Genomic DNA, 25,194 nt, shown 5'->3' on the forward strand with positions numbered 1-25,194 from the left:
CTTGCGCGTAGCTGCAACCGGGGCCTTCCGCGCGACAGCCGCGAAACAGGAGCCACGGATCGGCGCTTCGACGAAGTCGCCGTCCGGGCCGTCCTTCGGTTGCGGGACTAGGTCAGCCAGGCTTCATAATCGCTGACCAAGAGGTGGAGCGGGTCTGTATCTTCCTCGATCGTCGCGAAACGGCCGATCTTTTCGCGGAAGATATTGTCTGTCTCGTCGTCGTTGACCGTCGAAACCTCCCCGATGAGCACGTCGCCCCCCTCGCCCCAGAAGGCGTGCCAGTCGCCCGGCATGAGCGTGATGCTTTCGCCCGGGGCGAATCTCAACTTTTCACCCGGCTCAAAGGATCGCACCACGCCGTCGCACATCACGGTGCCGCCACGGTCTTCGGCGAACGCGCCGTCGACGTCAGAGCCGTAGAGTTCGACCACCATCGTCGCTCCGCCGCGATTGATGATGTCCTCGGCCTTGATGGCATGGGTGTGCAGCGGCGACAGCTGATCCTGTCGCGAGATCAGCAGTTTCTCGGCATAACACATGCCGCGGCCCGCAGTCAGATCGTCGAGCCGGCCGTTCCGGAGCGTGAAGAGGAAGAGACCCATCTCGTCGAAGCGGCCTTCGCCGTAATCGGTGATGTCCCAGCCGCAGCGGCTGTCGACGACGTGACGCGCTTCGCCGGCGCGGGCGCGGAACGCTTCGGGGCTCCAATAGGCGAAGGGGGGGAGGGAACAGCCGTGGCGGCGGATCATCTCGTCCGCCGCCGCCAGGATGTCGTTGATCTCGGATCGTTTCATGTCGCCCTCCCGCAGCATCCGGATCCCTCGATAGCGGGCGCCGGGGCGGGAGGGAAGTGGTTCAGGACGCGGCGCTCGTCGGGCGTTTCGGATAAAGGACCACGAGCGAGTTCATCGGCACCTTGTCGTAGAGATGCGTCATGTGCTCGTTGACGAGACCGGCGCAGCCGTTCGAGACCGCCCGTCCGATGGTCGCCGGATCGTTCGTGCCGTGAATGCGGAGGAACGTGTCCCCCCGCTCCTCGGTGAAGAGATAGAGCGCCCGTGCCCCAAGCGGATTGTCGGGCCCGCCGGGCATGCCGTCCTCGTATTGCTTGTACTTCTCGGGCTCGCGCTCGATCATGCCGGGGGTCGGTGTCCAGGAGGGCCATTCCTTCTTTGCACCGACATAGAAGGTGCCCGTCTCGTAGAGATTGTCGCGGCCGACGCGGATGGGATAGACCCACGCGAAGCCGTCCGGGAGTGTCCAGTAGAGCCGGAAGGCATCGGGAAAGACATGGACCTGGTAAGGCGGCAGAGGCTGGGCGAGCTCGACGATGTGGGGCGCCATCAGTCCGGGAACTTCGGCCTCGGTTTGGACCTGGTTCTGTGCCCGCACCAGCGCGGGCGTGCCCGCCAACGCCAGGCCTCCGGCGATCATCTCTCTTCGATTCATGTCCTGCCTCAAATCACGGGTACTGAAGATGTAATTGTGGGAACTGCCCCAGAGTTCCGGCGCAACCCTATCACAGAAACGGTGACGTCGCGGTCTCTTTCGAGCGAGCAGCCGATCCGGCGGGACTGACATGCACCTGCGCGGTGGCATGTGACACGCCCGCAAGCAGCTCCCATCATCAATCCTGGCGCAGCCGGATATCGGGTTTTCGGCTCCGTGTGGCGACGAGACGACCGTTGGGCAGGTCGTTATCCTCCAGCTTTGAGTGGATCTCGGGTTCGGCCAGACCGTGGCCGGTCCAGCGTTCCACGAGGCGCGCGCGCAAAATGTCTTCTGGCACGTCGATCAGCACGGTCAGATCGAAGAGGGGGGCGAGCCGGTCCCATGGCCTCTCGTCCAGCAGGAGGTAGTTTCCTTCCACCAGGACGATTTCGACGGTTTTTGGGATCGTCCGGGCCCCCGCGCGCGCGATCTCGATCTTTCGATCGAAGACCGGGACGGCGATCTCGTCATCGGCATTCTCGCGCAGCCGGCCGATCATGTGCGCAAGTCCTCCGACGTCGAATGTGTGTGGTGCGCCCTTGCGCGCGCGCCATCCGCGATCCTCGAGCAGCAGGTCATCGTAATGGTACCCGTCCATCGCCAGGATGGAGGCCCGACCGGGTCTGTCACTGTTGATCGTAGCGGCCAACCTCTCGGCGGTTGTGGACTTGCCCGACCCCGGCGCTCCGACGATGGCCACCAGCTGGCGGCGCGGCGGCAGGTCGGAAAGGCGGGCGGCGAGATCGTCTTGCGAGAGTGTTTCTGTCATCGGATCGGCCGGTACTGACTCGCATTTGACGTGAGGGGCTTCGAAAGATCTCGGATAGCTTGCGGCAGATCGCAAGTCCCTGGATCAGTCTCGGGCGCGGATTTCTCCAAGGGACCGAGCACGGCGGCTATGCGCGGTAGCTCGAGGGAGCGCCGATCGCGGCGCTCAGCGATTGCGCCGCGCCCACCACATGAACGGCAATGTTCGCGATCCGGTCCCGGCCGAAACGTGCGACCGGACCCGAAACCGAGATCCCCGCCGCGGCATCGCCCGAGGCGTCGAAGACCGGGGCGGCGACGCAAAACATGCCTTCGGTCTTTTCCTCCTCGTCCACCGCGTAGCCGCGTTCGCGGGTGAGGTCGCAATCCGTCAGAAGCGCGGCGCGCGTGGTCAGGGTGGAGGCGGTGAAGCCGGGCAGCGGCACGGAGAGAAACGCGTCGAACCGCTCCTGCGGCATGTGGGCGAGAAGGGCCTTTCCGATGCCGGAGGCGTGGAGCGGCGAGAGTGTGCCGGGAGGAAAGAAGGCACGGATCGGCGCGTGCGTCTCGGCCTGGCTGACGAAGAGAACCGAGCGTTCCCGAACCATCCCGAGATTTGCGGTCTCGCCGGTGGCTTCCATCAGGCGGCGCAGGATCGGCTTCGCCCGTTCCACGATGGAGGTGCGACGCAGGAACTGCGCCCCGATCACGAAGGCCTGCGCACCCATCGACCAGGTCTGAAGATCGCGGTCGAACTCGACGAGCCCGCGCCCTTCGAGAGTGACGAGGGTCCGGTAGACGGTCGCCGGGGCCTGCCCGAGCCCAGCGGCAAGATCCGAGAGCGTCAGACCCTGATGCGCGCTCACATATTGCAGCACCTCCATGGCCCGGTCGAGCGACTTGATCATGTACTCGCCGCGGTTGTCGCGCCAGCCGCGCGGACGCCCTCTAGTCCGACGCATCCGAGGTGTCGCTTCCTCGCCCAATGTCGTTATCTCCGCCGCATGAATTCGAGTTTCACATTGTGAAAAATATAAGGCGTTGACAGGACAGGAGCAATTGCAAATATGTCCGTGATGGTGATTGCTGCGAAATAATTGTGCGCACTCGTTGCCGTTCGTATGGTCGAACTCCGTCCCGTGCGAGGTGCCAGAATGCATTTTCAGAATCCGGTCTTCATCCCCGGCCCGACGAACATCCCGGAAAGGTTGCGCCGCGCCTGCGACTTGCCGACCATCGACCACCGCTCGCCGCGCTTCGGCGACATCCTGCATCCCGCCCGCGAGGGCGTGCGTCGGGTAATGAAGTCCGAGACAGCCGAGATCTTCCTCTTTCCGGCGTCCGGAACAGGCGGCTGGGAGGCGGCGATCACCAACACTCTGTCTGCCGGCGATCGCGTCCTCGTCTCGCGCTACGGGATGTTCAGCCATCGCTGGATCGATCTCTGCCAACGTCACGGGCTCGACGTCACGATCATCGATGCCCCCTGGGGAGACGCGCTTCCCGTGGAGCGCTGCGCCGAGGTTCTGGCTGCGGATAAGTCGCACGAATACAAGGCCGTTCTCGCCACCCACAACGAGACGGCGACGGGCGTGAGGTCGGATATCGCGGGCCTCAGGCGCGCGATGGACGGGGCAGGGCATCCGGCGCTGCTCATGGTCGACGGCGTGAGCTCCATCGCCTCCATGGACTTCCGGTTCGACGAGTGGCGGGTCGACGTGGCGGTCACGGGCTCGCAGAAGGGCTTTATGCTGCCTCCGGGTCTCGCGATCCTCGGCTTCAGCCAGAAGGCGATGGCCGCATCGAAAGAGGCGCGTCTGTCGCGGACCTATTTCGACGTCCACGACATGGCCAAGGGATACGCCCAGAACGCCTATCCCTACACGCCGACGCCGGGTCTTCTGAACGGGCTGGCGATGGCCTGCGACATGCTTCTAGACGAGGGACTCGAGAACGTCTTCGCCCGGCACCACCTTATTGCCGAGGGCGTGCGCGCGGCGGTGCGGGCCTGGGGTCTCGAGCTCTGTGCCACCGCCCCCGAGATCTCGTCCGACACGGTCAGCGCCATCCGCACGCCCGAGGGGTTCGACGCGTCCCGGATCGTCGCACATGCGGCGCAGACTTACGACGTCGCCTTCGGCGCCGGTCTCGGGGAAGTTGCCGGAAAGGTGTTCCGCATCGGACATCTGGGCAGCCTGACCGACGTCATGGCTCTGGCTGGCCTCGCGACCGCCGAGATGTGCATGGTGGATCTCGGCCTCGACATCCGGCTGGGGTCCGGAGTCGCTGCGGCACAGGAATTTTACCGGACCGAGCAGGGCCTTCGCGCGGTGGCGGCATGAGCGAAGCGGTCATCGACCTTGTCGTCCCGACCTATGACGACATGCTTGCAGCGCGCGACCGGATTTCTCCGCATGTCACGCGCACCCCCGTTTTGCGATCTGACTATCTCGATGAGCTGTCGGGCGCCGAGCTCTTCTTCAAGTGCGAGAATTTCCAGGAGGCCGGCGCATTCAAGGTACGGGGGGCGACCAACGCGGTCTTCGGCCTGCCGGACCGGCAGATGGCCAAGGGCGTCGCGACACATTCCTCGGGCAACCATGCCTTGTCGCTGAGTTGGGCCGCGGGGCGTCGCGGAATTCCATGCAACGTGGTGATGCCGAGAACGGCACCGCAGGCCAAGAAGGACGCGGTGCGCCGCTACGGCGGGACGATCACCGAGTGCGAGCCGTCGACCTCGTCGAGAGAAGAGGTCTTTGCCAAGGTGCAGGCTCGCACCGGGGCCGAGTTCGTCCATCCCTACAACGACTCGCGCGTGATCGCGGGGCAGGGCACATGCTCGGCCGAGCTCATGGAGCAGACCGACGGGCTCGATATCGTCACCGCGCCCATCGGCGGCGGCGGCATGATCTCGGGCACCTGCCTCACGCTCTCGAGGCTCGCGCCGGAGGTGCAGATCATCGCCGCCGAGCCGGAGCAGGCGGATGATGCCTGCCGCAGCTTCAAGGCCGGGCGCATCATTGCCGACGATGCGCCCGAGACCATCGCGGACGGTCTGAAGGTGCCGCTCAAGGAGCTGACCTGGCATTTCGTCTCGCGCCACGTGACCGACATCCTGACCGCGTCCGAGGACGAGATCGTCGAGGCGATGAAGATCACGTGGAAGCACCTGCGGATCGTGATGGAGCCCTCCTGTGCGGTACCGCTCGCGATCATTCTCAAGAACAGGGACCGGTTCGCGGGCAAGCGGGTCGGCGTGATTGTCACCGGTGGCAACGTCGATCTCGACCGCCTGCCGTGGATGAAGGGAATCTGACCCATGAAGGATCTCAACTTCGACGAGCTGGAGGTGGGTTTTGATGTTCCCGCTGTGCCCGGCATGGCCGAGGCCGACATCCAGACCCCCTGCCTTGTCCTCGATCTCGACGCGCTCGAGCGCAACATCAGGAAGATGGGAGATTATGCCCGTGCGCACGGGATGCGCCACCGGGTTCACGGCAAGATGCACAAGTCGGTGGACGTCGCGAAACTGCAGATGGAGCTCGGCGGTGCGGTCGGCGTCTGCTGCCAGAAGGTCAGCGAGGCCGAGGTCTTCGCCCGCGGCGGGATCCGCGACGTGCTCGTGTCGAACCAGGTGCGGGATCCGCAGAAAATCGACCGGCTCGCGCGGATGCCGAAGCTCGGCGCGCGGACGATCTGCTGCGTCGACGACTTTGCCAACGTGGCCGAACTCTCGGCGGCAGCTCAGAAACACGGCACCCAGATCGAATGCCTCGTCGAGATCGATTGCGGCGCGGGGCGCTGCGGCGTGACGACGACCCCCGCAGTGGTCGAGATCGCCAAGGCGATCGATGCCGCGCCGGGGCTGAAGTTTGCCGGTCTCCAAGCCTATCAGGGCGCGATGCAGCATCTCGACAGCTACGAGGACCGCAAGGCCAAGATCGACATCGCGGTCGAGATGGTGCGGTCCGCCATGGAGGGGCTGAAGGACGAGGGATTGACCTGCGACATCGTAGGCGGCGGCGGCACGGGCTCGTATTATTTCGAGAGCGCGTCCGGCGTCTACAACGAGCTGCAATGCGGCTCCTATGCCTTCATGGACGCCGATTACGGGCGCATCCTCGACCAGGACGGCAAGCGCATCGACCAGGGCGAATGGGAGAACGCGATGTTCCTCCTCACCCAGGTGATGAGCCACGCCAAGGCCGAAAAGGCGATTTGCGACGCGGGCCTCAAGGCGCAATCGGTCGACAGCGGCCTGCCGGTTGTCTTCGGGCGCACGGATGTCGAATACGTCAAATGCTCCGACGAACACGGCGTCATTTCCGACCCGGGCAGCGCGCTGAAGGTGGGGGACAAGCTGCGGCTCGTGCCCGGGCACTGCGACCCGACCGCCAATGTGCACGACTGGTATGTGGGCGTGAGGAACGGAAGCGTCGAAACGCTCTGGCCCGTCAGCGCGCGCGGGAAGGCCTACTGACCGAATGATCATCGTTCCGGAGAAAGACATCGCGGACCTTATGACGCGCGAGGCCGCCTTCGCGGCAGTGGAACAGGTCTTTGCCGCCATGGCGTCGGGGGATGCCTACAATTTCCCCGTGGTGCGCGAGGCGATAGGCCATGCCGACGCGCTTTACGGGTTCAAGGGTGGGTTCGACAGGTTGGGTGGCGTTCTCGGCCTGAAGGCGGGCGGCTACTGGCCGCACAACCTCGAGACGCACGGGATCATCAACCACCAGTCGACCGTGTTTCTCTTCGATCCGGACACGGGGCGCGTCGCTGCAATGGTCGGCGGCAATCTCCTGACTGCGCTGCGTACCGCCGCGGCCTCCTCCGTGTCCATCCGCCATCTGGCCCGGGAGGACGCCGAGGTGCTTGGCATGATCGGCGCCGGCCATCAGGCGGCATTCCAGCTGCGCGCGGCGCTCGAGCACCGCAGCTTCGGGAAGGTCGTCGGCTGGAACTACCACCCCGAGATGCTGCCGAACCTCGAGAAGGTCGCAGCAGAGGCAGGCGTGGCCTTCGAGGCGGTCGATCTGCCGGGGATGAGAGAGGCCGACGTGATCGTCACCATCACCTCGTCTTTCGACGCGACGCTCATGGCGGAACACGTTGCCCCCGGCACACATGTCGCCTGCATGGGGACCGACACGAAGGGCAAGCAGGAAGTCGATCCGGCCTTGCTCGCCGCCGCGACGGTCTTCGCCGACGAGATCGCCCAATCGGTCAGCATAGGCGAGGCGCAGCATGCGGTAAGCGCCGGACTGATTTCGGAGAGTGACATCGCCGAACTCGGCGCGGTCATCAACGGCAGCCATCCGGGTCGCCGCTCGGACGAGGAGATCACGCTCTTCGACGGGACCGGCGTCGGGCTGCAGGACCTTGCCGTCGCGGCGGCGGTGGTGGCGCTCGCCAGGGCCAACGACACTGCGATCGAGGTGGAGGTCTGATGCCAAGGCGGGGAGAGAAATCATGTTGACCAACATCCTCGTCCCGGTGCGCGGCGACGGCATGGTCGGGACGGTCCTCGGACACGCGGCCGCGCTCGCGCGGCACCACAAGGCGCATGTGATGGTTGTGCATTGCCGTCCGCCGCCACGCGACCTCATCCCGCATACCACGATGCTTCCGGGCTTCGCGCGGCAGACCTTCCTCAGCCAGGCTGAGGAATTGGCCGACCGTCAGGAGGATCACCTTCGCCGCAGCCTGCATGTTCTCGCGGCCGAATACGGTCTCGAAGAGGGAGATCCCCGGCCGGGTCAGGCAGCGACCTGCGAATTCATCGAAGAGCCCGGCAAGATGGCGGACGTCGTGAAGCACAACGGGCGCCTTGCCGACCTCATCGTTGTGGCCAAGCCGCAGCGGGAGCGGAATCTCGGGGAGACGACGCTGAAATCGGCCATCTTCGGTTCGGGTCGTCCGGTGATGGTCTGCCCGGGACAGGTGCAGCCCGACGCCGGCTTCGGCCGGCACGTGGCGATCGGCTGGAATGGCTCGCTGCCGGCCTCGCGAGCCGTCGCGATGACCCTTGATCTCGTGTCGGCCGCCGAGACCGTCACGATCCTGACGGGCAACAAGGGTCAGCCGCACGGCGCCTCCACCGAAGAGCTGGTCAAATACTACGCCCTTCGCGGCGTGGAGGCAGCGATCGTCCCCTTCGAGTCGCGGTCGCCGGCCAAGGCGCTGCTGCGGCTGGCGAAGGAATGCGGGGCCAGCCTGCTGATCACCGGGGCCTACAGCCACAGCCAGGGCTCGGACATGCTCTTCGGAGGCAACACCCAGGTGCTCGTGGACGAGCTGACGCAGCCGGTTGTCATGGCGCATTGAGCGCCGCATCGGCGGTTTCGGAACGGGGCGGCGGGGAGGCCGCGACCCGACAGGATCTCCGCCCGGAAGCGGGCGGTACGACGGAGGCCCGCGAAGGCGGGGACAAAAAGGGAGGAAAGACATGATCATCACCAAGCGCACCTTCATCGGCGCTGCCGCAGCCGCCATGCTTGCGGCCCTGCCGATCTCGGCCTCGGCGCAGGGCTGGGAGCCGAGACGGCCCATCGACTTCGTCATCATGGCCGGTCCCGGAGGTGGCGCCGACCAGATCGCCCGCTTCATCCAGTCGGTGGCCGAGAAGAACGACATGACCAGCCGTCCGCTAGTTCCGAACAACAAGGGCGGCGGCTCTGGCGCCGAGGCTCTGCTCGCGCTCAAGGATGCGCGCGACAAGGATCATACGTTGCTGGTGACGCTGAACTCGTTCTTCACGACGCCTCTCAGGCAGGAAGGGCTCGGCGTCGATGTGCAGGAGTTCACTCCGATCGCGATGATGGGCGTCGATCCGTTCGTGCTTTGGGTCCATGCGGATTCCGGCATCACGACGTTCGAGCAGTTCGTCGAGGAGGCGAAGGCGATGGACGGCGAGTTCGTCATGGGTGGCACCGGAAAGGGACAGGAGGATTCCATCGTCATCGCGTACCTCGCGGGGGCCTACGGGCTCACTCTCAAGTACATTCCCTATGACGGGGGCGGTGCGGTCGCCAAGGATCTGGCCGGCAAGCAGATCATGGCGACGGTGAACAACCCGGCAGAAGCCAAGGGCTTCTACGAGTCGGGCGACTTCGTGCCGCTTCTCGCGTTCTCGGACGAGCGCATGGAGTCCTTTCCGGACGTGCCGACCTTGAAGGAGAAGGGACACGACTTCTCCTATTACAACCAACGGGCCATCGTCGGCGCCCCGGGCATGTCGGAGGAAGCGGCCGAGTATTACCGGACCCTCTTTGCGCAGGTCTACGATAGCCCGGAATGGCAGGGCTACCTCGAGTCCGAGAGCCTCTCGCCGATGCCGATGAATGCGGAGGAGACGCGCGCCTATTGGGACACGCAGCTCCAGAACCATCGCGATCTGCTCCAGCAGGTCGACGGCTGAGCCGGGCGAGGGGGGCGGAATGCGCAAGGGTGAAATCTCTCTGGCGGGTCTTCTGACCCTCCTTTCCCTCTATCTGATGTGGAAGAGCACGGAATTGCCGGTCGGCTACATCCGGGGCGAGGGGCCGGGCGGCGGAGCCTGGCCGTTCTGGCTGTCGGTGATCATGCTCCTGTCCTGCATCGCTATCGCCGTGAACTGGTGGCGGGGGACAAGCCCGCCATCACGCTCCGAGGAGGCGATGCTCGACAGCTACGGTTGGCGCACGCTTCTGCTGGTGGGGGGCGGGGTCGCGGTCTTCGTGGCGCTCATCAACATCGTGTCCATGTACGGCGCGATCGCGATCTTTCTCTTCTATTACATGCGCCTGCTCGGTCGGCATTCGCTGCTTCTGACATCGACGATCGCACTGGTCACGCCTGTCGCCATGTTCTTCTTCTTCGAAGGCGCGATGCAGATCCCGATGCCGCAGGGCATGGCGTTCACGCAGCCGGTCTTCGACGTGCTCTACGACATTCTCTACTGACGAAGGTTCCGAAGGGTCGCGATGGAAATCCTATCACTGCTTGCCGGCGGCGTGCTCACGGCGCTCGAGCCTCTCAACCTGATGCTGATCATCGCCGGGGTGTCCGTCGGGCTCTTCATCGGCGCGATGCCGGGGCTCGGATCGGTCAACGGCGTCGCGATCCTCTTGCCGATCACCTTCCTGGTGCCGCCGGGCTCCGCGATCATCTTCCTCGCGGCGATCTATTACGGGGCGATGTATGGCGGCGCGATCTCGTCGGTGACGCTCGGCATTCCGGGAGCCTCGACCGCGGTCGCAACGACCTTCGACGGCAGGCCCCTTGCGCTGCAGGGGCGCGCAAGCCTGGCGCTGGTCACCGCCGCGCTGGCGTCCTTCGTCGGCGGATCTGTGGCCAATATCCTGTTCACGCTCTTCGCACCGGTCCTCGCCACGCTTGCGCTGTCCTTCGGTCCGCCCGAGATCTTCGCGCTGATGCTTCTCGCCTTCGCGACCTTCGTCGGCCTCGGCGGCGACGACATCCCGAAGACGGTGTTCTCGATCTGCCTCGGCCTCGTTCTCGCCTCCGTCGGATTCGACACGATCTCGGGCGAGCCGCGGCTGGTGCTCTTCGACATCCCCGGCTTCCTGCGCGGCATTGGCTTCATCGTGCTGGCCATCGGCGTCTATGGAATCGGAGAGATGCTCTGGACCATCGAGCAGACCCGCGGAGAGGTCACGACCACGAATCCACGCATGACCGCGCGCGGCATGATGAACGACACCCGCGAGGCAGTGCAGCGCGGCTGGAAGGGCACGACGATTGGCTCGTTCCTCGGCTTCTTCGTCGGGATACTGCCGGCGGCCGGTGCTACGCCCGGATCGCTCATGTCCTACGGCGTCGCCAAGATGGTCTCGCGGCGCCCCGAGCTCTTCGGCCGTGGCAACCCCGACGGCGTGGCCGCGCCCGAGGCCGCGAACAACTCCGCCTCGACGGGCGCCATGCTCCCGATGCTGACGCTTGGCATTCCGGGCTCTCCGACGACGGCGATCCTGCTAGGGGGAATGGTGATCTGGGGTCTCGTGCCTGGCCCGCGGCTCTTCGTCGATCAGCCGGACTTCGTTTGGGGGCTCATCGGGTCGTTCTACATTTCGAACTTCGCCGCGGTGCTGATCAACCTCGCCTTCATCCCGCTCTTCGTCTGGATGCTGAGGATGCCGTTCACGATCCTCGCGCCGATGATCTTCGTCCTCTCGATCGTCGGCGGATACGCGGCCTCGCGGAGCATACACGACCTCTGGCTCATCGTGATCTTCGGGATCAGCGCGTTCTTCCTGCGCAAGTTCGACTACCCGCTGGCTCCCGCGGTGCTGGCCATCGTGCTCGGCCCGATCGCCGAGCCGACACTGCGGCAATCGCTTCTCCTCTCTTCGGGAGATCCCTCGATCTTCTTCACGCGGCCGATTTCGGCACCGATCATGGTGTTTGCGATCGTTCTCATCCTGCTGCCGGCGGTGAAGCTGTTCCGGAGGCGCAAGACCGAAACCGCGGCCGCGGAATAGGAGATCAGGCGTAGAGGCCGGCCACCCTCGCGCGTAGCTGGACGAGCGCCAGCACCGTGTCGATGGTCGATGTCGGCGTGTCGGTGACACGGCCGAGCTCCTGCACGGATCCGACGAGCGCGTCGATTTCCATGGGCCGCCCCTGATCGAGATCCTGGAGCATCGAGGTCCGGTGCACGCCCACGTCGGCGCCGCCCTGGATGCGGCGGTCGACATCTATGGGGAACTTGACGCCGAGCTTCTCTGCGATCTCCTGCGCCTCGAGCATCATGCTGCGCGCCACCTCCCGCGTGCCGGGATCGGTGCAGAGCACGTCGAGCGTCGCATGAGTCAGGGCCGAGATCGGGTTGAACGAGAGGTTCCCCCAGAGCTTCACCCAGATCTCGTCGCGCAGCTTAGGGCGGACCGGCGCCTTCAGACCGGCGGCACCCAGGGCCTTGGACAGCGCCGTCGCGCGATCCGATTTCGAGCCGTCCGGCTCACCGAGGGAAAAGCGGTTACCCTCGATATGTTTGACGACCCCGGGCTCGATTACCTCGGCGGCGGGATATACCACGCAGCCGAGCACCCGGTCGGGGCCGAAGCCGTCCCACTGGGCATTGCCGGGATCGACGCTTTCGAGCCGCGTGCCTTCGAGATCGCCACCGATCTTGTGGAAATACCACCATGGCACGCCGTTCACGCCCGAAACGATGGTGGTGTGTTCGCCGATCAGGGGCTGCATCTTCGGTACGACCGGCGGCACCGAATGGGCCTTGAGCGTCACGATCACGTAATCCTGCGGGCCGAGCTCCGCAGGATCCTCCGAGGCGGTGACGTCGACGACCGTCTCCTCGCCCTCCTCAATGAGCTTCAGGCCGTTTTCACGCATGGCCTTCAGATGCGGGCCACGGGCGACGAGACTGACATCCGCGCCCGCCTGCGCCAGCTTGGCTCCCATATAGCCGCCGATGGCGCCGGCTCCGAACACACAGATCTTCATATCGGTTTCCTTTCCGGGGTGTCTCAGGCCGTGAGCCCAAGCTTTTCGGCGAGGCCGATACGCTGCAGCTTGCCCGTCGCCCCCTTGGGAATCTCGTCGAGGATGAGCACCTTGCGCGGCACCTTGAACGCCGCGAGCCGCTCCGCCGCGAAGTCGCGGATCTCGCGCTCGGTCGCCTCGGCGCCGTCGGCAAGGACCACGGCAGCGGCAACTTCCTCGCCCAGCTTGTCGTGGGGCAGGGCGAAGGTCACGCATTGCGCGATCGCGGGGTGGTCGGACAACACGCCGTCGACTTCGAGCGGGCTGATCTTCTCGCCGCCGCGATTGATGATCTCCTTCAGCCGGCCGGTCAGCGTCAGGTAGCCCTCGTCGTCGAAGGCGCCCTGATCGCCGGTGCGGAACCAGCGCTTGCCGTCGGCCTCGAAGAAGTTCTTGGCGTTGGCGTCGGGATTGCCCTCGTAGCCGGGCGTGACGTTCGGCCCCGAGATGACGACTTCGCCAACGCCCTCGATGAGGTGGTTCTCGGTTTCGTGGGCGATGCGGACCTCGGGACCCGCGGCCAGCCCCACCGCGCCGGGCTTCTGCTTGCCGGGAGCGATCGGGTTGCAGCACATCTGGTGCGCCGCTTCGGTCATGCCGTAGGCCTCGACCACGGGCGCGCCGAAAGTCTCGGAGAGCTTGGTCATCACCGGGCCGGGCAACGACGACGACGACGAGCGCAGCAGCCGCAGCCGCGCTTTCTCGATGGTCTCCTTGTTCCGCGCCGCGCGGGCGAGGATGGCCTGGTGCATGGTCGGCACCGCCGTGTACCAGGTCGGATCGGTCTCCTCGATCCAGCCGAAGAACTTCAGCGCGTCGAAGCCGGGCGCGCAGGAGATCGAGGCCCCCGACGCGAGGGACGCGCTCACTGCCGCGATCAGGCCGTGGATGTGAAAGAGGGGCATCACGTTGAGGCAGCGATCCTCGGACGTCAGGTCCAGCGACGCCTCGACGTTCTTGGCCGACGCCGCCACGTTCGATTGCAGGAGCGGCACGATCTTGGGCCGCGACGTGGTACCCGAGGTGTGCAGGATGAGGGCGACGTCACCGGGGCCCGGCATCGTCTCGGAGCTTGTCGGGCTGGGATCGCCGACGGGCGAGAGCGTGAATGCGCCAGCCGGTTCGTCGGCTATCAGTTCCAGCACCGCGAGGCCGAACCGATCCGCGGCGGCACGAGCGGGCCCGTCATATCTGGCTTCGACGACGATCGCCTTCGCCTTGAGGTCTTCGAGGTAGAACGCGAACTCGTCCTCGCGGTAGGCAGGATTGAGCGGCGCGGTCGTGGCGCATTGCGCAATGGTGACGAACGCCGTCGCCATCTCGGGTCCGTTCGGCAGGACGATGGCCACACGGTCGGACGACGCGATGCCGGCGGCCCGCAGCGCCGTACGCACGCTGTCGGTCAGGCGCCTCAGCCCGTCGTAATCCATCCAGTCGCGCCCCGGTGCGCCGATGGCCGGTGCCGAGCCGGGATGCGCAAAGATGAGATCCGAAATCGTATCCGCCATGACAATCCTCCCTCGTAGATCTTGGCCGCCACGGAACGCGCGGGACGGCACTGCATCATTGCGGCCCGGCTCAGTCTCCGCAACGCTTAAGAGCGGGACGCGTCCTGTGTCGGGCTATGGACCGCGATGAAAGCCAAGCGTGACGGCCGCGAACAAGAGCGACCTTCGGCGAACCGACGACAGATGCAGGGTTCCGCGGGAGATACTAGAGATGAACCGAAAATTCGTGGCAAATGTTCTCGTAAGGTTCTAATCTGCGATTGGCATCCGGAGAACCCGCGACTAAGTAGCGGCATTGGCGCAGGAACGAGAGCAGACATGCCGGAACTGAAGCACATCGAGGTACGCGGCGCGCGCGAGCACAACCTCAAGGGCATCGACGTCGACATCCCCCGCGACCAGCTCGTGGTCATCACGGGGCTGTCCGGGTCGGGCAAGTCGAGCCTCGCCTTCGACACGATCTACGCCGAGGGGCAGCGGCGATACGTGGAATCGCTTTCCGCCTACGCTCGCCAGTTCCTCGACATGATGGAGAAGCCGGACGTCGATCACATCTCGGGTCTCTCGCCCGCGATCTCCATCGAGCAGAAGACCACGTCGAAGAACCCGCGCTCGACCGTCGGCACGGTGACTGAAATCTATGATTACCTGCGTCTGCTCTTCGCCCGCGTCGGCACGCCCTATTCACCCGCGACCGGCCTGCCGATCGAGGCGCAGCAGGTGCAGGACATGGTCGATGCGGTGATGAAGATGGAGGAGGGCACCCGCGGCTACCTCCTCGCGCCCATCGTGCGGGACCGGAAGGGCGAGTACCGCAAGGAATTCCTCGAGCTGCGCAAGCAGGGCTTCCAGCGTGTGAAGGTCGACGGGCAGTTCCACGAGCTCGACGATCCGCCGACGCTCGACAAGAAGTACCGCCACGACATCGACGTCGTGGTCGACCGCATCGTCGTGCGCGAGGGCATGGAGACGCGGCTCGCCGACAGCTTCCGCACCGCGCTCGACCTCGCCGACGGGATCGCGGTGCTCGAGACCGCTCCGCGCGAGGGTGAAGGAGAGTCCGAGCGGATCACCTTCTCGGAAAACTTCGCGTGTCCGGTCAGCGGCTTCACCATCCCCGAGATTGAACCGAGGCTCTTTTCGTTCAACGCGCCCTTCGGCGCGTGCCCCGATTGCGACGGCCTCGGGGTGGAGCTCTTCTTCGACGATCGGCTCGTTGTCCCGGACGCGAACCTCACGATCAAGAACGGCGCCATCGCGCCATGGCGCAAGGGCAAGTCACCGTATTTCACCCAGACGATCCAGGCGATCGCCAAGCATTACGAGTTCGACGCCAATACCAAGTGGGTCGATCTCCCGGAGCACGTCAAACAGGTGTTCCTCTTCGGTTCGGGCGAGGAGGAGATTCCCTTCCGCTACGACGAGGGCGGGCGCGTCTACAATGTCACCCGCGTCTTCGAAGGCGTGATTCCGAACATGGAACGGCGCTACCGGGAGACGGATTCGAGCTGGGTGCGCGAGGAATTCGAGCGCTACCAGAACAACAAGCCCTGCTCGTCCTGCGGCGGCTACCGCCTGCGCGAAGAGGCGCTCGCGGTGAAGATCGGCAAGCTGCATATCGGCGAAGTGGTCGAGATGTCGATCAAGGGCGCCTACGACTGGGCCGGCGGCGTGCCCGAGAACCTCACCCAACAGAAGAACGAGATCGCCAAGGCGATCCTCAAGGAGATCCGAGAGCGGCTCGGCTTTCTCAACAATGTCGGGCTCGAATACCTGACGCTGTCGCGAGCCGCCGGGACGCTTTCTGGCGGGGAAAGCCAAAGGATCCGGCTCGCCAGCCAGATCGGTTCGGGCCTCACCGGCGTTCTCTACGTGCTCGACGAGCCCTCGATCGGTCTCCACCAGCGCGACAACGACCGCCTCCTCGGAACGCTCAAGAACCTGCGCGACCAGGGCAACACGGTCATCGTGGTTGAGCACGACGAAGAGGCCATCCGCGAAGCCGATTACGTCTTCGACATAGGCCCAGGCGCGGGTGTGCATGGCGGGCAGGTGATCGCCCACGGCACGCCGCAGGAGGTCGCGGCGACCGAAGGCAGCATCACAGGCGAGTACCTCTCGGGCGTGCGCGAGATCGCGGTGCCCAGCGTGCGCCGCAAGGGTAACAAGAAGAAGCTGCGGATCGAGAAGGCGTCGGGCAACAACCTGCGCGACGTCTCGGTCGACTTCCCGCTCGGCAAGTTCGTCTGCGTCACCGGCGTGTCGGGTGGCGGCAAGTCGACGCTTACCATCGAGACGCTCTACAAGACGGCCGCGACGCGCCTCAACGGTGCGCGCGAGACGCCGGCGCCCTGCCAGACGATCAAGGGCTTCGAGCATCTCGACAAGGTCATCGACATCGACCAGCGCCCCATCGGGCGTACGCCCCGCTCGAACCCCGCGACTTACACGGGCGCCTTCACCCCGATCCGCGACTGGTTCGCGGGGCTGCCCGAGGCCAAGGCCCGTGGCTACAAGCCGGGTCGGTTCTCTTTCAACGTCAAGGGCGGGCGCTGCGAAGCATGCCAGGGCGACGGGGTGATCAAGATCGAGATGCACTTCCTGCCGGACGTCTACGTGACCTGCGAGACCTGCAACGGCGCGCGCTACAACCGCGAGACGCTCGAGATCAAGTTCAAGGGCCAGTCCATTGCCGATGTGCTCGAAATGACGGTCGAGGATGCGCAGCGCTTCTTCCAGGCGGTCCCGTCGATCCGAGAGAAGATGGATGCGTTGATGCAGGTCGGCCTCGGCTACATCAAGGTCGGGCAACAGGCGACGACGCTGTCGGGCGGCGAGGCTCAGCGGGTGAAGCTCTCCAAGGAACTGGCCAAGCGCTCAACGGGAAGGACGCTTTACATCCTCGACGAGCCCACCACCGGCCTGCATTTTGAAGACGTGAAGAAGCTGCTCGAAGTCCTTCATTCTCTTGTCGAATCTGGCAACACCGTTGTGGTGATCGAGCACAATCTCGATGTCATCAAGACCGCCGACTGGATCATCGACATCGGTCCCGAAGGTGGCAACGGTGGTGGCGAGATCGTGGCTGAGGGCACGCCGGAAGCCGTCGCCGAGGTGGAGCGCTCGCATACGGGCCGCTATCTCAAGCCGATGCTGGGCGCACGGAAGGTCGCGGCGGAGTAGACCTTCGCCCGCCGCCGACCTCTGCTCAGCGACACGCGTACTAGCGAAGGGCGCGGGTGGCACACGCGGCCAGAGCTTCAGGTTGCGCGCTGTGCTCTGACGACGATTGATCTTGATTTACCGATAGTCAGGATTTTTCACGCTATGACCCCCGCGGGGATCATGCGGGCACGGGGCCATGGAAATTGAGAACCGGGTGACGATCCGGGACGTCGCCCGGCTCGCGGGGGTGTCGAAAACCACGGTATCGGCCGTCCTCAACGGTGGCGCGGGTGTGGCCACGAAGACCGCCGAGCGCGTCCGTACGATGCTCGTCCGGACCGGATACAGGCGCGATGCGCGAGCGCTGCATTTTCGAAACAAGCGATCGGGTCCGGTCGGTATAGTCCTGACGGCACCTCCCGATGCGCCGACGGCTGCGCTGCTGGCAGGATTGTCGGGCCGCCTGCGGGAGGATCGGCTCGAGTTGCTTCTTTCGGTCGAGGCGGATCCGGCTCTGACGGCGTCGCGGCTCTGCGGCGAAGGGGTCTCGGCACTCGTCATAGATGGCACGGCTGCGAGCTACGTGCCCCCCGATTGTCCGGCCTTGTTTCTCCATTCCGGTCCGGACGGCGCGATGCGGGCGGGCATCGACGCGGCAAAGGCGCTGCGGCTTGCGGTGCGTGCTGCCGAAACCGCCGGAGCCGGCCGGCTGATCGTCGCCGGGCCTGCACCGGAGCTCGGGGAGACGAAGATCCCAGGTTTGCCCATCCAATCGAAGCCTTGGCATGCGCTGGATCTCAAGGTGGACGATTTCATTCTATGTACTCCTCAGATCGCCCGCTTGATGCCCGCACGGATCGCGGATCGACGTGTCATCACCCTGGGCGGGACCGAGGCGCCGGGACATGTCCCGCAAATCTGCTGGGACGGATATGCGCTCGGCCGCGCCGTCGGCGACGCTATCCTCGCTCGGCTCGACGGAATGGCCGTTGCTCGGGACGACATCGTGGCGCCCGTCTGGCTCAGCTACCCCGCGACCTCGAGCTCTCGTTCAGATCCTCGATGAGGCGCCCGTGCCGACGCGTTTCGTCGATCAGGGCGCCGAACGTCCGCAGTCCGCGTGCCTCCAGCATGGGCAGGAGGCGGAGCAGGACCTCGGCCGTGACTTCCGCGTCGCCCATCGCGGTATGCCGGCGCTGCTCCGGGACGGGCACCCCGAGCCTCGCCGCCAGCGAGTCGAGCGTGTGCTGTTCGGTTGTTCCGAAGAGCACCGCCGACAGGAGGACGGTGTCGAGGATCGGATGGTCCCAGGTCACGCCAGCCGAAGCCGCGTGGCGGCGGAGAAATGCCATGTCGAACGGCGCGTTATGTGCCACGATGACAGCGCCGCTCGCGAAGCGGTGGAAGTCGCGGGACGCAGCATGGATGCCGGGTGCGCCGTCGACCATGCGATCACTGATCCCGTGGACCCTCGTGGCGCCCTCGGGGATCGGCCGGCCCGGATCGACGAGCGTCTCGAACCTCTCTCCCGGGACGAGACGGCCGTTCAGAACCCGCACCGCGCCGATCTGGACGACCTCGTCCCGATGCGGCAGAAGACCCGTCGTCTCCGTGTCGAAGACGCAATAGGCAAGGGACGAGAGCGGGCGATCGGAGATGGTCTGTCCGGCATTCACCGCAGTCAGGTCGAAATCGTAGACGATGGGACGGGCCGCATTGGGCGACAGACGCGTTTCGGCGTCGTCGATCACCAGAAGGTACCCGCCACCCTCCATCGGTTTGGCCTGCGCGGCAAAATCCTGTGCCCCGCCGCGCGCTCGTAGCCGGACCTCCGCCGGCTGTCCGGTCTTGGCGACTTTCCCACGCATGGCCTCGAGCTCGGTGGGCTCGAAGTAATCGGTCATCGCGGAACCGAGCCGGGGCGGGGCGACCTGCGCGAGGATCTCCGCCGCCTGACCGTCGTAGAGAACGATACGGTCGTCGGCGCTGACGAGGAGCGTCGCCACGGGGATTTCCGTAAGCAGCGCCGTAAGGCGTGCGCGCTCGGCCTCGAGGCGTCTGGTTTCGGCGGCGACGGCTTCCGCGGTCGAGAGCGCGGTGGCGCCGAGAGCCTTGGACACCGCATCCGCGGCCGGAGCGAGGTCACCGAGATAGCGCGCGACGGTCGGGTCGATGGCATGCTGGGCACCGGTATGCGCGCGGATCCGGAGCTCGGTCGCCAGCTTCTCCACCGGTTTTGCGACGTTGAGATCAAAGAGCCACCAGACCAGCGTGCACAGGCCCACGAGACCGAAGGCTGCCACGACGAAAGCGAAGAGCAGCGGCCCGTTCTGCCGCGCCGCGAGCATCAGTGCCGCGCCGACGATCCCGACCGACCCTGCGGCAAGGCCTGCGAAGATCAGCAGGACCCGCAGCCGGACCGACAGCGACAGCATCAGACCGCCCCGCAGACCGTCGAGACGATGGGATCGGAAGCGCCCACATCGCGCCAGACCGGCTCGCCTCCGTCTCCGCGAAAGGGGTCGGCCCGTCTGCCATCTTCGCAATCGACCATCACCTGAACCGACTGAACAGGGCGCCATCGCCCGAAGAAGTAGAGGTCCGCCAGGTAGAGCCCGGCCTCGTCCTCGTTCCGGCGCAAGTTGCCGGTATCGAGCGCGACGAAGCGTTCGACCATCGGCACGGCAAAGGTCCAGGGGCGCCACCAAGCCGAACCTCTCACGACGTCCGCCACCATCATGTCCTCGGGCATGGCGCTGCGCGTCCTGTCGTACCAGCTGTATTCGCTACTGATCGTCGCGATGAGCATGGCCAATCCTGCGCCGACGGGGGTCAGCCAGCGCGGCAGCCGCCCGCGCCCGACAACGGCGCTCACGGCCAGAACCACGCCCGCGCCGGCAAAGCCGGCGACGACCACGGCGACGAGTTCAAAGAACATGACCCCTCCCTTCGGTCTTCTAGCTCAGCATCCCGCGACCGTGACCGATCGCCGACTGCATGCCTTTCACCACCACGAACGCATCCCGCAGATGGGCGCGATCAAAGTCCGACAGCGTTGCGGGCGCAAGGAAATTGTCCGGTTTCTCGCCGCGCCGGACCTGACGCGCCTGATGCTCGAGGCGGGTCTCGGCGATATGGTCGTAGGCGTCGAGCAGATCCTGCCCGCCGCGCGACGAGATGAGCCCCGCCGCTTTCGCGGCCTCCAGCCGCGCGCGGGTATTGACCGGCTGGAGCCGGCCCTGCAGCGCGTAGACGCGGGCGAGGTCGATGATCGGCACGGTCCCGGAATGCTTGAGATCGATCGTGTTCTTGCGCTCCCCCGAGCGGATGAGGGCAAGCCCGCGCATGAGCCCGAGCGGCGGCGTGTGCTTGAGCGAATTGGCGATCATGTGGCTGACGAAGATCGAGTTGCCCTGGGCGGTGCCGAGTGTCTCTTCCCGGAGGGTCTCGAAGAGGGTGCGGTCGCCGCCGATGGCGCGCAGGTCGAACATGACGGAGGCGAGCATCTGCGCTTCGGGAACGGGTTTCGCGATCCAGCTGGTGAAATACTGCCGCCATGTCCGGAGCGGCTGCCGCCAGCGCGGGTTCGTCGCCATCATGTCCCCGGGGCAGTAGACATAGCCGCAGGCATCGAGCCCGTCGCAGACGAACGTGGCGAGCTCCTCGAAATAGCGCATGTTGCCGGGTTCCACGTCGTCGGAGAGGATCAGGCAATTGTCCTGGTCCGAGACGCCGGTCTGTTCCTGCCGCCCCTGACTGCCGCAGGCGAGCCACAGATAAGGCACGGGCGGCGGCCCGAGTGTTTCCTCCGCGAGCGCGAGGAGCCGGCGGGTCGCGGCATCGGCGATGTCGGTGATGAGTCGGGTCGTCACCTCGTGCCGGTGACCGGCAGCGACGAGCTGGGCGAGGAGCTGCGGGATACGCCGCGTGACGCTCGCCATCTCGCGCGCCTCGCCGGCGGCGGCGATCTCGCCGACGATGTCGGCCGAAGTCACCGCCTGGTGGCGGGTGAGGTCGGTCTGCGTGACCATGCCCACAAGCCGACCGGCCTCGCAGATCGGCAGATGGCCGATCCTGTGTTCCATCATCGCGTGCAGCACGTCCGAGCCGAGCGCGGACGGCTCGAGCGTGATCGGATCGGGCGTCATGATCTGCGTCACCGGCGTGTCGGCGGGCAGGGCACCCGCGACGATCTTGCCCGACACGTCGCGGATCGTGAGGATGCCGACGAGCCGGTCGCCATCAGTCACACCAATCGATGAGACATGGGCGTCGCGCATTCTCTCCGCCGCCTCCCGTGCGGTCGCGTCCGGTCGGCAGGTAAGCGGCTGCCGCGCCATGAGGGTCTCGACGCGGGCGGTCGCGAGATCGTCCACCCGCGGCCGCTCGCGGCGCGTACGATCGAAGAAGCGGCGGACATGGTCGTGATCGCGGGTGAGGGCGTGGTAATCGGCTGCAGGCAGAACGAGCAGGGTGGTCGGCTCCTGCGCGACCGCCGTGGTCGCTGCGACGCCGTCGCGACCGAGACCGCGCTCTCCGAACGAGTTGCGGGGCCCGAGGAGCGACACCTGACTGCCATGTTCATCGGTGACGGAGATGGCTCCGGTCACAACGATATAGAGCCCGTCGAGCCGTTCGCCGAAAGTGTAGACGGTCCCGCCCGGAGCGGCGTCCGCTTGGTGGAAACGGGTCACGAGATCCGCGCGCACCTCCGGCGGAAGTGCGGCATAGGGATCGAGGGTGGAAAGGAAGTCGCGCAGCGCGTCATTCGTGAGTGCCATCGCGAAGCCTGTCGTGCCGGGAAGGAAACAGTCCCGCCCGCTCGGGGCGGACGGGACCCAGGGACGTGCCGGCCGGGGCGGACCCGGCCGGACGCAAGCTCAGTGGGACTGCGCCGTTCCCGCGCCGCGCGGCACGCGAACGCTTTCGACCAGCTCCCGGATGTCCTGCGGAACGGGACCGGTGCTCTTCGACACGAAGTAGGCCACCGCGAAGTTGATCACCGCGCCCACCGCGCCGAACGACGTCGACTTGATGGTGTAGAGCAGGGGATCCGCATCGGTGAAGCTGTTCGTGTCCGGGATGAAGAACCAGCCCTTGTGCAGGAAGATGTAGACGAGCGTCACGATCAGGCCCGAGAGCATGCCCGCGACCGCGCCCCGGTTGTTGATGGTGGTCGAGAAGATGCCCATCATCAGCACGGGGAAGATCGACGCCGCCGCCAGGCCGAAGGCCAGCGCCACCGTCTGGGCCGCGAAGCCCGGCGGGTTGAGGCCGAGATACGTGGCCACGGCGATCGCCACCGCCATCGCGATCCGGGCGGACAGAAGCTCGCCTTTCTCGGAGATGTTCGGTGCGAAGCGTCCCTTGATCAGGTCGTGGGACACCGCCGAGGAGATCGCGAGCAGAAGGCCCGCGGCCGTCGACAGGGCCGCCGCGATGCCGCCTGCGGCGACGAGGCCGATCACCCAGCCGGGCAGGTTGGCGATCTCGGGGTTGGCGAGAACGAGGATGTCGTTGTTGAAGTTGGTCAGCTCGTTGCCGGACCAGCCCGCTTCCGCAGCCCGTGCCTGCATCCCTTCGGAGGCATCGTTGTAGTACTGGATGCGGCCGTCGCCGTTCTTGTCCTCCCAGCCGAGAAGGCCGGTCTGCTGCCACGTCGGCATCCAGTCATAGGCGGGGTCGTTCTCGATCGTCTCGATCGCCACCGCTTCGCCATCCGTGCCGTTCGGCCAGAAGAGCTCGGTGATGTTCAGGCGCGCCATGGCCCCGACCGCGGGTGCGGTGAGGTAGAGCAGCGCGATGAACACGAGCGCCCAGCCGGCCGACCAGCGGGCGTCGGCGACGCGCGGGACGGTGAAGAAGCGCATGATCACGTGCGGCAGACCCGCGGTGCCGATCATCAGCGACAGCGTGAAGAGCAGCATGTTGAAGGTGTCGCCGTTGTGCGCGGTGTACTCGTTGAAGCCGAGATCCGTCACGATCTGGTCAAGACGCTGCAAGAGCGGCTCTCCCGACGCCTGATGCTCGCCGAAGAGACCGAGACCCGGGATCGGGTTGCCGGTCAGCTGGAGCGAAATGAAGACGGCGGGGATCGTGTAGGCGAAGATCAGCACGACGTACTGCGCCACCTGGGTGTAGGTCACGCCCTTCATGCCGCCGAACACCGCGTAGGCGAAGACGATCACCGCGCCGAGCAGCAGACCCGTGGTGCTGTCCACCTCGAGGAAGCGACCGAAGGCGACGCCGACGCCGGTCATCTGTCCGATCACGTAGGTGAGCGAGGCGATGATGAGGCAGATCACCGCCACGAGACGCGCGGTCGGCGAATAGAAACGGTCACCGATGAACTCGGACACCGTGTATTTGCCAAACTTCCGCAGGTAGGGCGCAAGCAGAAGCGCGAGCAGCACGTAGCCGCCGGTCCAGCCCATCAGGTAGGTCGAGTTGTCGTAGCCGGTGAAGGCGATGAGGCCCGCCATCGAGATGAACGAGGCCGCCGACATCCAGTCGGCCGCTGTCGCCATGCCGTTGGTGATCGGGTGAACGCCGCGTCCGGCGGCGTAGAAATCCGACGTCGAGCCGGCCCGGGCCCATATCGCGATACCGATATAGAGCGCGAAGGAGCCGCCGACGAAGATGATGTTTATGACCGTCTGATCCATGATCTCACTCCTCGTCCACGCCGAATTTCCGGTCGAGACTGTTCATCCGCCAGGCGTAGAAGAAGATCAGCACCAGGAAGACCAGGATCGACCCCTGCTGGGCGAACCAGAAGCCCAGATCGCTTCCGCCGACGCCGATGCCCGAAACGAGCGGGCGCAGCAGGATGCCGAAACCGAACGATACGATCGCCCATATGATGAGCGAAATGATGATGAGACGGACATTGGCCTTCCAATAGGCCTTGCCGTCGGTCGTCACGCGCGTCGATCCGCGCGCCGACGAGTGCTGGGTGTGATCCACCATGGATCTCTCCTCCTCCTTGTGTTGCAGCCGGACCTTATGGCCGGGCCTTCCTCCTCGTTGCGCCCGGCGGACGGCCCGCCGCTGCGCGGTTTTCCGGTTCAGACCCGCGCAGCGCGGATGACCGCGCCCAGCCGGTCCGAAATGTCGTCGATCCGTCCCATCGCGCCCACGCGGACGAGCGCACCGGTGGCCGCGTAATGGGCGATGAGGGGCGCGGTCTGCGCGTGGTAAGCTGCAAGCCGGGCCGAAACGGTCTCGGCCTTGTCGTCCGCGCGTCTGGTCATCTCGGTCCCGCCGCACTTGTCGCAGGTCTCGGGCTCCGCGGTCGGCTTGAACCGGTCGTGATAGCCCTCGCCGCATGCGGCGCAGGTGAACCGGCCCGAAATCCGTTCCACCATTTCGGCGTCGTCGACATCGAGACTGATGGCGGCGTCAATCCTCTGGCCGCGCTCGTCAAGCAACTCGTCGAGCGCTTCGGCCTGCGCCGCAGTGCGCGGGAAGCCGTCGAGAATGACACCGTTTGCGGTATCGTCCTGCCGGAGCCTGTCGCGGAGGATGGCGACGACGATCTCGTCGGAGACGAGTCCGCCTGCATCCATGACCTCCTTGGCCTGGCGGCCGGCCTCGGTGCCCGCTTTCACCGCAGACCTCAAGAGATCGCCGGTCGAGAGCTGTACGAGGCCGAAGCGCTCCTGCAGAATGCGCGCCTGGGTTCCCTTGCCGGCACCCGGGGGTCCGAGAAGGATGAAGACCGGCGCGGTGTCGATCTGGCTTCCGTCCATGACCTCACCCCCTGTTTTCGCGGTGTTCG

At 65.7% G+C, this 25,194-nt stretch carries 22 protein-coding genes; 10 read left to right on the forward strand and 12 right to left on the reverse strand.

The annotated features are described in order from the left end of the window. Positions 1-107: 107 nt before the first annotated feature. The 4 genes from OCH239_RS02230 to bhcR all read right to left on the reverse strand — a co-directional run bounded on the left by OCH239_RS02230 (position 108) and on the right by bhcR (position 3,200). On the reverse strand, positions 108-794 hold the full coding sequence (locus OCH239_RS02230; RefSeq protein WP_037258178.1) for a D-lyxose/D-mannose family sugar isomerase: 687 nt from the start codon (positions 792-794) through the stop codon (positions 108-110). Positions 795-855: 61 nt separating this feature from the next. Continuing rightward, positions 856-1,449, reverse strand: coding sequence for a L,D-transpeptidase (locus tag OCH239_RS02235; RefSeq protein ID WP_037257943.1), 594 nt, complete (start codon positions 1,447-1,449; stop codon positions 856-858). Positions 1,450-1,627: 178 nt separating this feature from the next. Then, positions 1,628-2,260 (reverse strand): nucleoside/nucleotide kinase family protein, encoded by a 633-nt coding sequence (locus tag OCH239_RS02240; RefSeq protein ID WP_037257945.1) that lies wholly within the window; start codon positions 2,258-2,260, stop codon positions 1,628-1,630. 127 nt (positions 2,261-2,387) lie between these two features. Then, a complete protein-coding gene (bhcR, locus tag OCH239_RS02245) occupies positions 2,388-3,200 on the reverse strand; it encodes an HTH-type transcriptional regulator BhcR (protein ID WP_037257948.1) in 813 nt (270 codons plus the stop codon). Between the two features lie 192 nt (positions 3,201-3,392). Between bhcR and bhcA the strand changes: the two genes are divergently transcribed. From bhcA to OCH239_RS02285, 8 genes are all read left to right on the forward strand, one after another. Then, complete coding sequence (bhcA, locus tag OCH239_RS02250) at positions 3,393-4,580, forward strand: L-aspartate--glyoxylate aminotransferase BhcA (RefSeq protein WP_037257951.1); 1,188 nt, start codon at positions 3,393-3,395, stop codon at positions 4,578-4,580. After that, positions 4,577-5,554 (forward strand): beta-hydroxyaspartate dehydratase BhcB, encoded by a 978-nt coding sequence (gene bhcB, locus OCH239_RS02255; RefSeq protein ID WP_037257953.1) that lies wholly within the window; start codon positions 4,577-4,579, stop codon positions 5,552-5,554. Before bhcA ends, bhcB begins: the two co-directional genes overlap by 4 nt. Positions 5,555-5,557: 3 nt before the next feature. Next, positions 5,558-6,718 (forward strand): 3-hydroxy-D-aspartate aldolase BhcC, encoded by a 1,161-nt coding sequence (gene bhcC / locus OCH239_RS02260; protein WP_037257956.1) that lies wholly within the window; start codon positions 5,558-5,560, stop codon positions 6,716-6,718. 4 nt (positions 6,719-6,722) lie between these two features. Next, positions 6,723-7,688: an iminosuccinate reductase BhcD gene (gene bhcD, locus OCH239_RS02265; RefSeq protein ID WP_037257959.1), complete on the forward strand. Its 966-nt coding sequence runs from the start codon at positions 6,723-6,725 to the stop codon at positions 7,686-7,688. A gap of 22 nt (positions 7,689-7,710) precedes the next feature. Next, positions 7,711-8,565 carry a universal stress protein gene (locus OCH239_RS02270; RefSeq protein WP_037257962.1) on the forward strand — a complete coding sequence of 285 codons (855 nt, stop codon included), beginning with the start codon at positions 7,711-7,713 and terminating at the stop codon, positions 8,563-8,565. Positions 8,566-8,686: 121 nt separating this feature from the next. After that, on the forward strand, positions 8,687-9,658 hold the full coding sequence (locus OCH239_RS02275) for a Bug family tripartite tricarboxylate transporter substrate binding protein (protein WP_037257965.1): 972 nt from the start codon (positions 8,687-8,689) through the stop codon (positions 9,656-9,658). 19 nt (positions 9,659-9,677) lie between these two features. Continuing rightward, positions 9,678-10,181 (forward strand): tripartite tricarboxylate transporter TctB family protein, encoded by a 504-nt coding sequence (locus OCH239_RS02280; protein WP_037257967.1) that lies wholly within the window; start codon positions 9,678-9,680, stop codon positions 10,179-10,181. A 21-nt stretch (positions 10,182-10,202) separates the two neighbouring features. Beyond that, complete coding sequence (locus tag OCH239_RS02285) at positions 10,203-11,720, forward strand: tripartite tricarboxylate transporter permease (RefSeq protein WP_037257969.1); 1,518 nt, start codon at positions 10,203-10,205, stop codon at positions 11,718-11,720. A 4-nt stretch (positions 11,721-11,724) separates the two neighbouring features. Here the strand turns inward: OCH239_RS02285 and OCH239_RS02290 are convergent, their stop codons facing one another. Beyond that, a complete protein-coding gene (locus OCH239_RS02290; protein WP_037257971.1) occupies positions 11,725-12,702 on the reverse strand; it encodes a 2-dehydropantoate 2-reductase in 978 nt (325 codons plus the stop codon). 23 nt (positions 12,703-12,725) lie between these two features. Continuing rightward, positions 12,726-14,249: an acyl--CoA ligase gene (locus tag OCH239_RS02295; protein ID WP_037257973.1), complete on the reverse strand. Its 1,524-nt coding sequence runs from the start codon at positions 14,247-14,249 to the stop codon at positions 12,726-12,728. A 318-nt stretch (positions 14,250-14,567) separates the two neighbouring features. On the opposite strand from OCH239_RS02295, the gene uvrA reads away from it, so the two are divergent. Both uvrA and OCH239_RS02305 read left to right on the forward strand, forming a co-directional pair. Continuing rightward, on the forward strand, positions 14,568-17,432 hold the full coding sequence (gene uvrA, locus OCH239_RS02300) for an excinuclease ABC subunit UvrA (protein WP_037257976.1): 2,865 nt from the start codon (positions 14,568-14,570) through the stop codon (positions 17,430-17,432). Between the two features lie 178 nt (positions 17,433-17,610). Then, complete coding sequence (locus OCH239_RS02305) at positions 17,611-18,480, forward strand: LacI family DNA-binding transcriptional regulator (RefSeq protein WP_037257980.1); 870 nt, start codon at positions 17,611-17,613, stop codon at positions 18,478-18,480. On the opposite strand, the gene OCH239_RS02310 is transcribed toward OCH239_RS02305, so the two are convergent. The 6 genes from OCH239_RS02310 to OCH239_RS02335 all read right to left on the reverse strand — a co-directional run bounded on the left by OCH239_RS02310 (position 18,437) and on the right by OCH239_RS02335 (position 25,165). After that, positions 18,437-19,849: a 3'-5' exonuclease gene (locus tag OCH239_RS02310; protein ID WP_037257983.1), complete on the reverse strand. Its 1,413-nt coding sequence runs from the start codon at positions 19,847-19,849 to the stop codon at positions 18,437-18,439. The genes OCH239_RS02305 and OCH239_RS02310 overlap by 44 nt on opposite strands. Continuing rightward, on the reverse strand, positions 19,849-20,352 hold the full coding sequence (locus OCH239_RS02315) for a hypothetical protein (protein ID WP_037257987.1): 504 nt from the start codon (positions 20,350-20,352) through the stop codon (positions 19,849-19,851). Before OCH239_RS02315 ends, OCH239_RS02310 begins: the two co-directional genes overlap by 1 nt. Before the next feature lie 19 nt (positions 20,353-20,371). After that, positions 20,372-22,195 (reverse strand): DUF294 nucleotidyltransferase-like domain-containing protein, encoded by a 1,824-nt coding sequence (locus OCH239_RS02320; protein WP_037257990.1) that lies wholly within the window; start codon positions 22,193-22,195, stop codon positions 20,372-20,374. 99 nt (positions 22,196-22,294) lie between these two features. Then, complete coding sequence (locus tag OCH239_RS02325; RefSeq protein WP_037257992.1) at positions 22,295-24,079, reverse strand: sodium:solute symporter family protein; 1,785 nt, start codon at positions 24,077-24,079, stop codon at positions 22,295-22,297. A gap of 4 nt (positions 24,080-24,083) precedes the next feature. Further along, positions 24,084-24,383: a DUF4212 domain-containing protein gene (locus OCH239_RS02330; protein ID WP_084782045.1), complete on the reverse strand. Its 300-nt coding sequence runs from the start codon at positions 24,381-24,383 to the stop codon at positions 24,084-24,086. A gap of 98 nt (positions 24,384-24,481) precedes the next feature. Further along, entirely contained in the window at positions 24,482-25,165 is a 684-nt protein-coding gene (locus tag OCH239_RS02335) for an adenylate kinase (protein WP_037257995.1), read from the reverse strand. Positions 25,166-25,194: the final 29 nt, after the last annotated feature.

Source organism: Roseivivax halodurans JCM 10272, assembly GCF_000521785.1.
Classification (GTDB): domain Bacteria; phylum Pseudomonadota; class Alphaproteobacteria; order Rhodobacterales; family Rhodobacteraceae; genus Roseivivax; species Roseivivax halodurans.

What these genes read in the sequence shown, in the direction of transcription:
- bhcD (WP_037257959.1), top strand. Translation starts at nt 6,723, where the DNA reads ATGATCATCGTTCCGGAGAAAGACATCGCGGACCTTATGACGCGCGAG.
- OCH239_RS02295 (WP_037257973.1), bottom strand. Translation starts at nt 14,249, where the DNA reads ATGGCGGATACGATTTCGGATCTCATCTTTGCGCATCCCGGCTCGGCA.
- bhcA (WP_037257951.1), top strand. Translation starts at nt 3,393, where the DNA reads ATGCATTTTCAGAATCCGGTCTTCATCCCCGGCCCGACGAACATCCCG.
- OCH239_RS02285 (WP_037257969.1), top strand. Translation starts at nt 10,203, where the DNA reads ATGGAAATCCTATCACTGCTTGCCGGCGGCGTGCTCACGGCGCTCGAG.
- bhcB (WP_037257953.1), top strand. Translation starts at nt 4,577, where the DNA reads ATGAGCGAAGCGGTCATCGACCTTGTCGTCCCGACCTATGACGACATG.
- OCH239_RS02315 (WP_037257987.1), bottom strand. Translation starts at nt 20,352, where the DNA reads ATGTTCTTTGAACTCGTCGCCGTGGTCGTCGCCGGCTTTGCCGGCGCG.
- OCH239_RS02235 (WP_037257943.1), bottom strand. Translation starts at nt 1,449, where the DNA reads ATGAATCGAAGAGAGATGATCGCCGGAGGCCTGGCGTTGGCGGGCACG.
- OCH239_RS02275 (WP_037257965.1), top strand. Translation starts at nt 8,687, where the DNA reads ATGATCATCACCAAGCGCACCTTCATCGGCGCTGCCGCAGCCGCCATG.
- OCH239_RS02310 (WP_037257983.1), bottom strand. Translation starts at nt 19,849, where the DNA reads ATGCTGTCGCTGTCGGTCCGGCTGCGGGTCCTGCTGATCTTCGCAGGC.
- OCH239_RS02290 (WP_037257971.1), bottom strand. Translation starts at nt 12,702, where the DNA reads ATGAAGATCTGTGTGTTCGGAGCCGGCGCCATCGGCGGCTATATGGGA.
- OCH239_RS02270 (WP_037257962.1), top strand. Translation starts at nt 7,711, where the DNA reads ATGTTGACCAACATCCTCGTCCCGGTGCGCGGCGACGGCATGGTCGGG.
- OCH239_RS02320 (WP_037257990.1), bottom strand. Translation starts at nt 22,195, where the DNA reads ATGGCACTCACGAATGACGCGCTGCGCGACTTCCTTTCCACCCTCGAT.
- uvrA (WP_037257976.1), top strand. Translation starts at nt 14,568, where the DNA reads ATGCCGGAACTGAAGCACATCGAGGTACGCGGCGCGCGCGAGCACAAC.
- OCH239_RS02330 (WP_084782045.1), bottom strand. Translation starts at nt 24,383, where the DNA reads ATGGTGGATCACACCCAGCACTCGTCGGCGCGCGGATCGACGCGCGTG.
- OCH239_RS02335 (WP_037257995.1), bottom strand. Translation starts at nt 25,165, where the DNA reads ATGGACGGAAGCCAGATCGACACCGCGCCGGTCTTCATCCTTCTCGGA.
- OCH239_RS02280 (WP_037257967.1), top strand. Translation starts at nt 9,678, where the DNA reads ATGCGCAAGGGTGAAATCTCTCTGGCGGGTCTTCTGACCCTCCTTTCC.
- OCH239_RS02305 (WP_037257980.1), top strand. Translation starts at nt 17,611, where the DNA reads ATGGAAATTGAGAACCGGGTGACGATCCGGGACGTCGCCCGGCTCGCG.
- OCH239_RS02240 (WP_037257945.1), bottom strand. Translation starts at nt 2,260, where the DNA reads ATGACAGAAACACTCTCGCAAGACGATCTCGCCGCCCGCCTTTCCGAC.
- bhcC (WP_037257956.1), top strand. Translation starts at nt 5,558, where the DNA reads ATGAAGGATCTCAACTTCGACGAGCTGGAGGTGGGTTTTGATGTTCCC.
- OCH239_RS02230 (WP_037258178.1), bottom strand. Translation starts at nt 794, where the DNA reads ATGAAACGATCCGAGATCAACGACATCCTGGCGGCGGCGGACGAGATG.
- OCH239_RS02325 (WP_037257992.1), bottom strand. Translation starts at nt 24,079, where the DNA reads ATGGATCAGACGGTCATAAACATCATCTTCGTCGGCGGCTCCTTCGCG.
- bhcR (WP_037257948.1), bottom strand. Translation starts at nt 3,200, where the DNA reads ATGCGTCGGACTAGAGGGCGTCCGCGCGGCTGGCGCGACAACCGCGGC.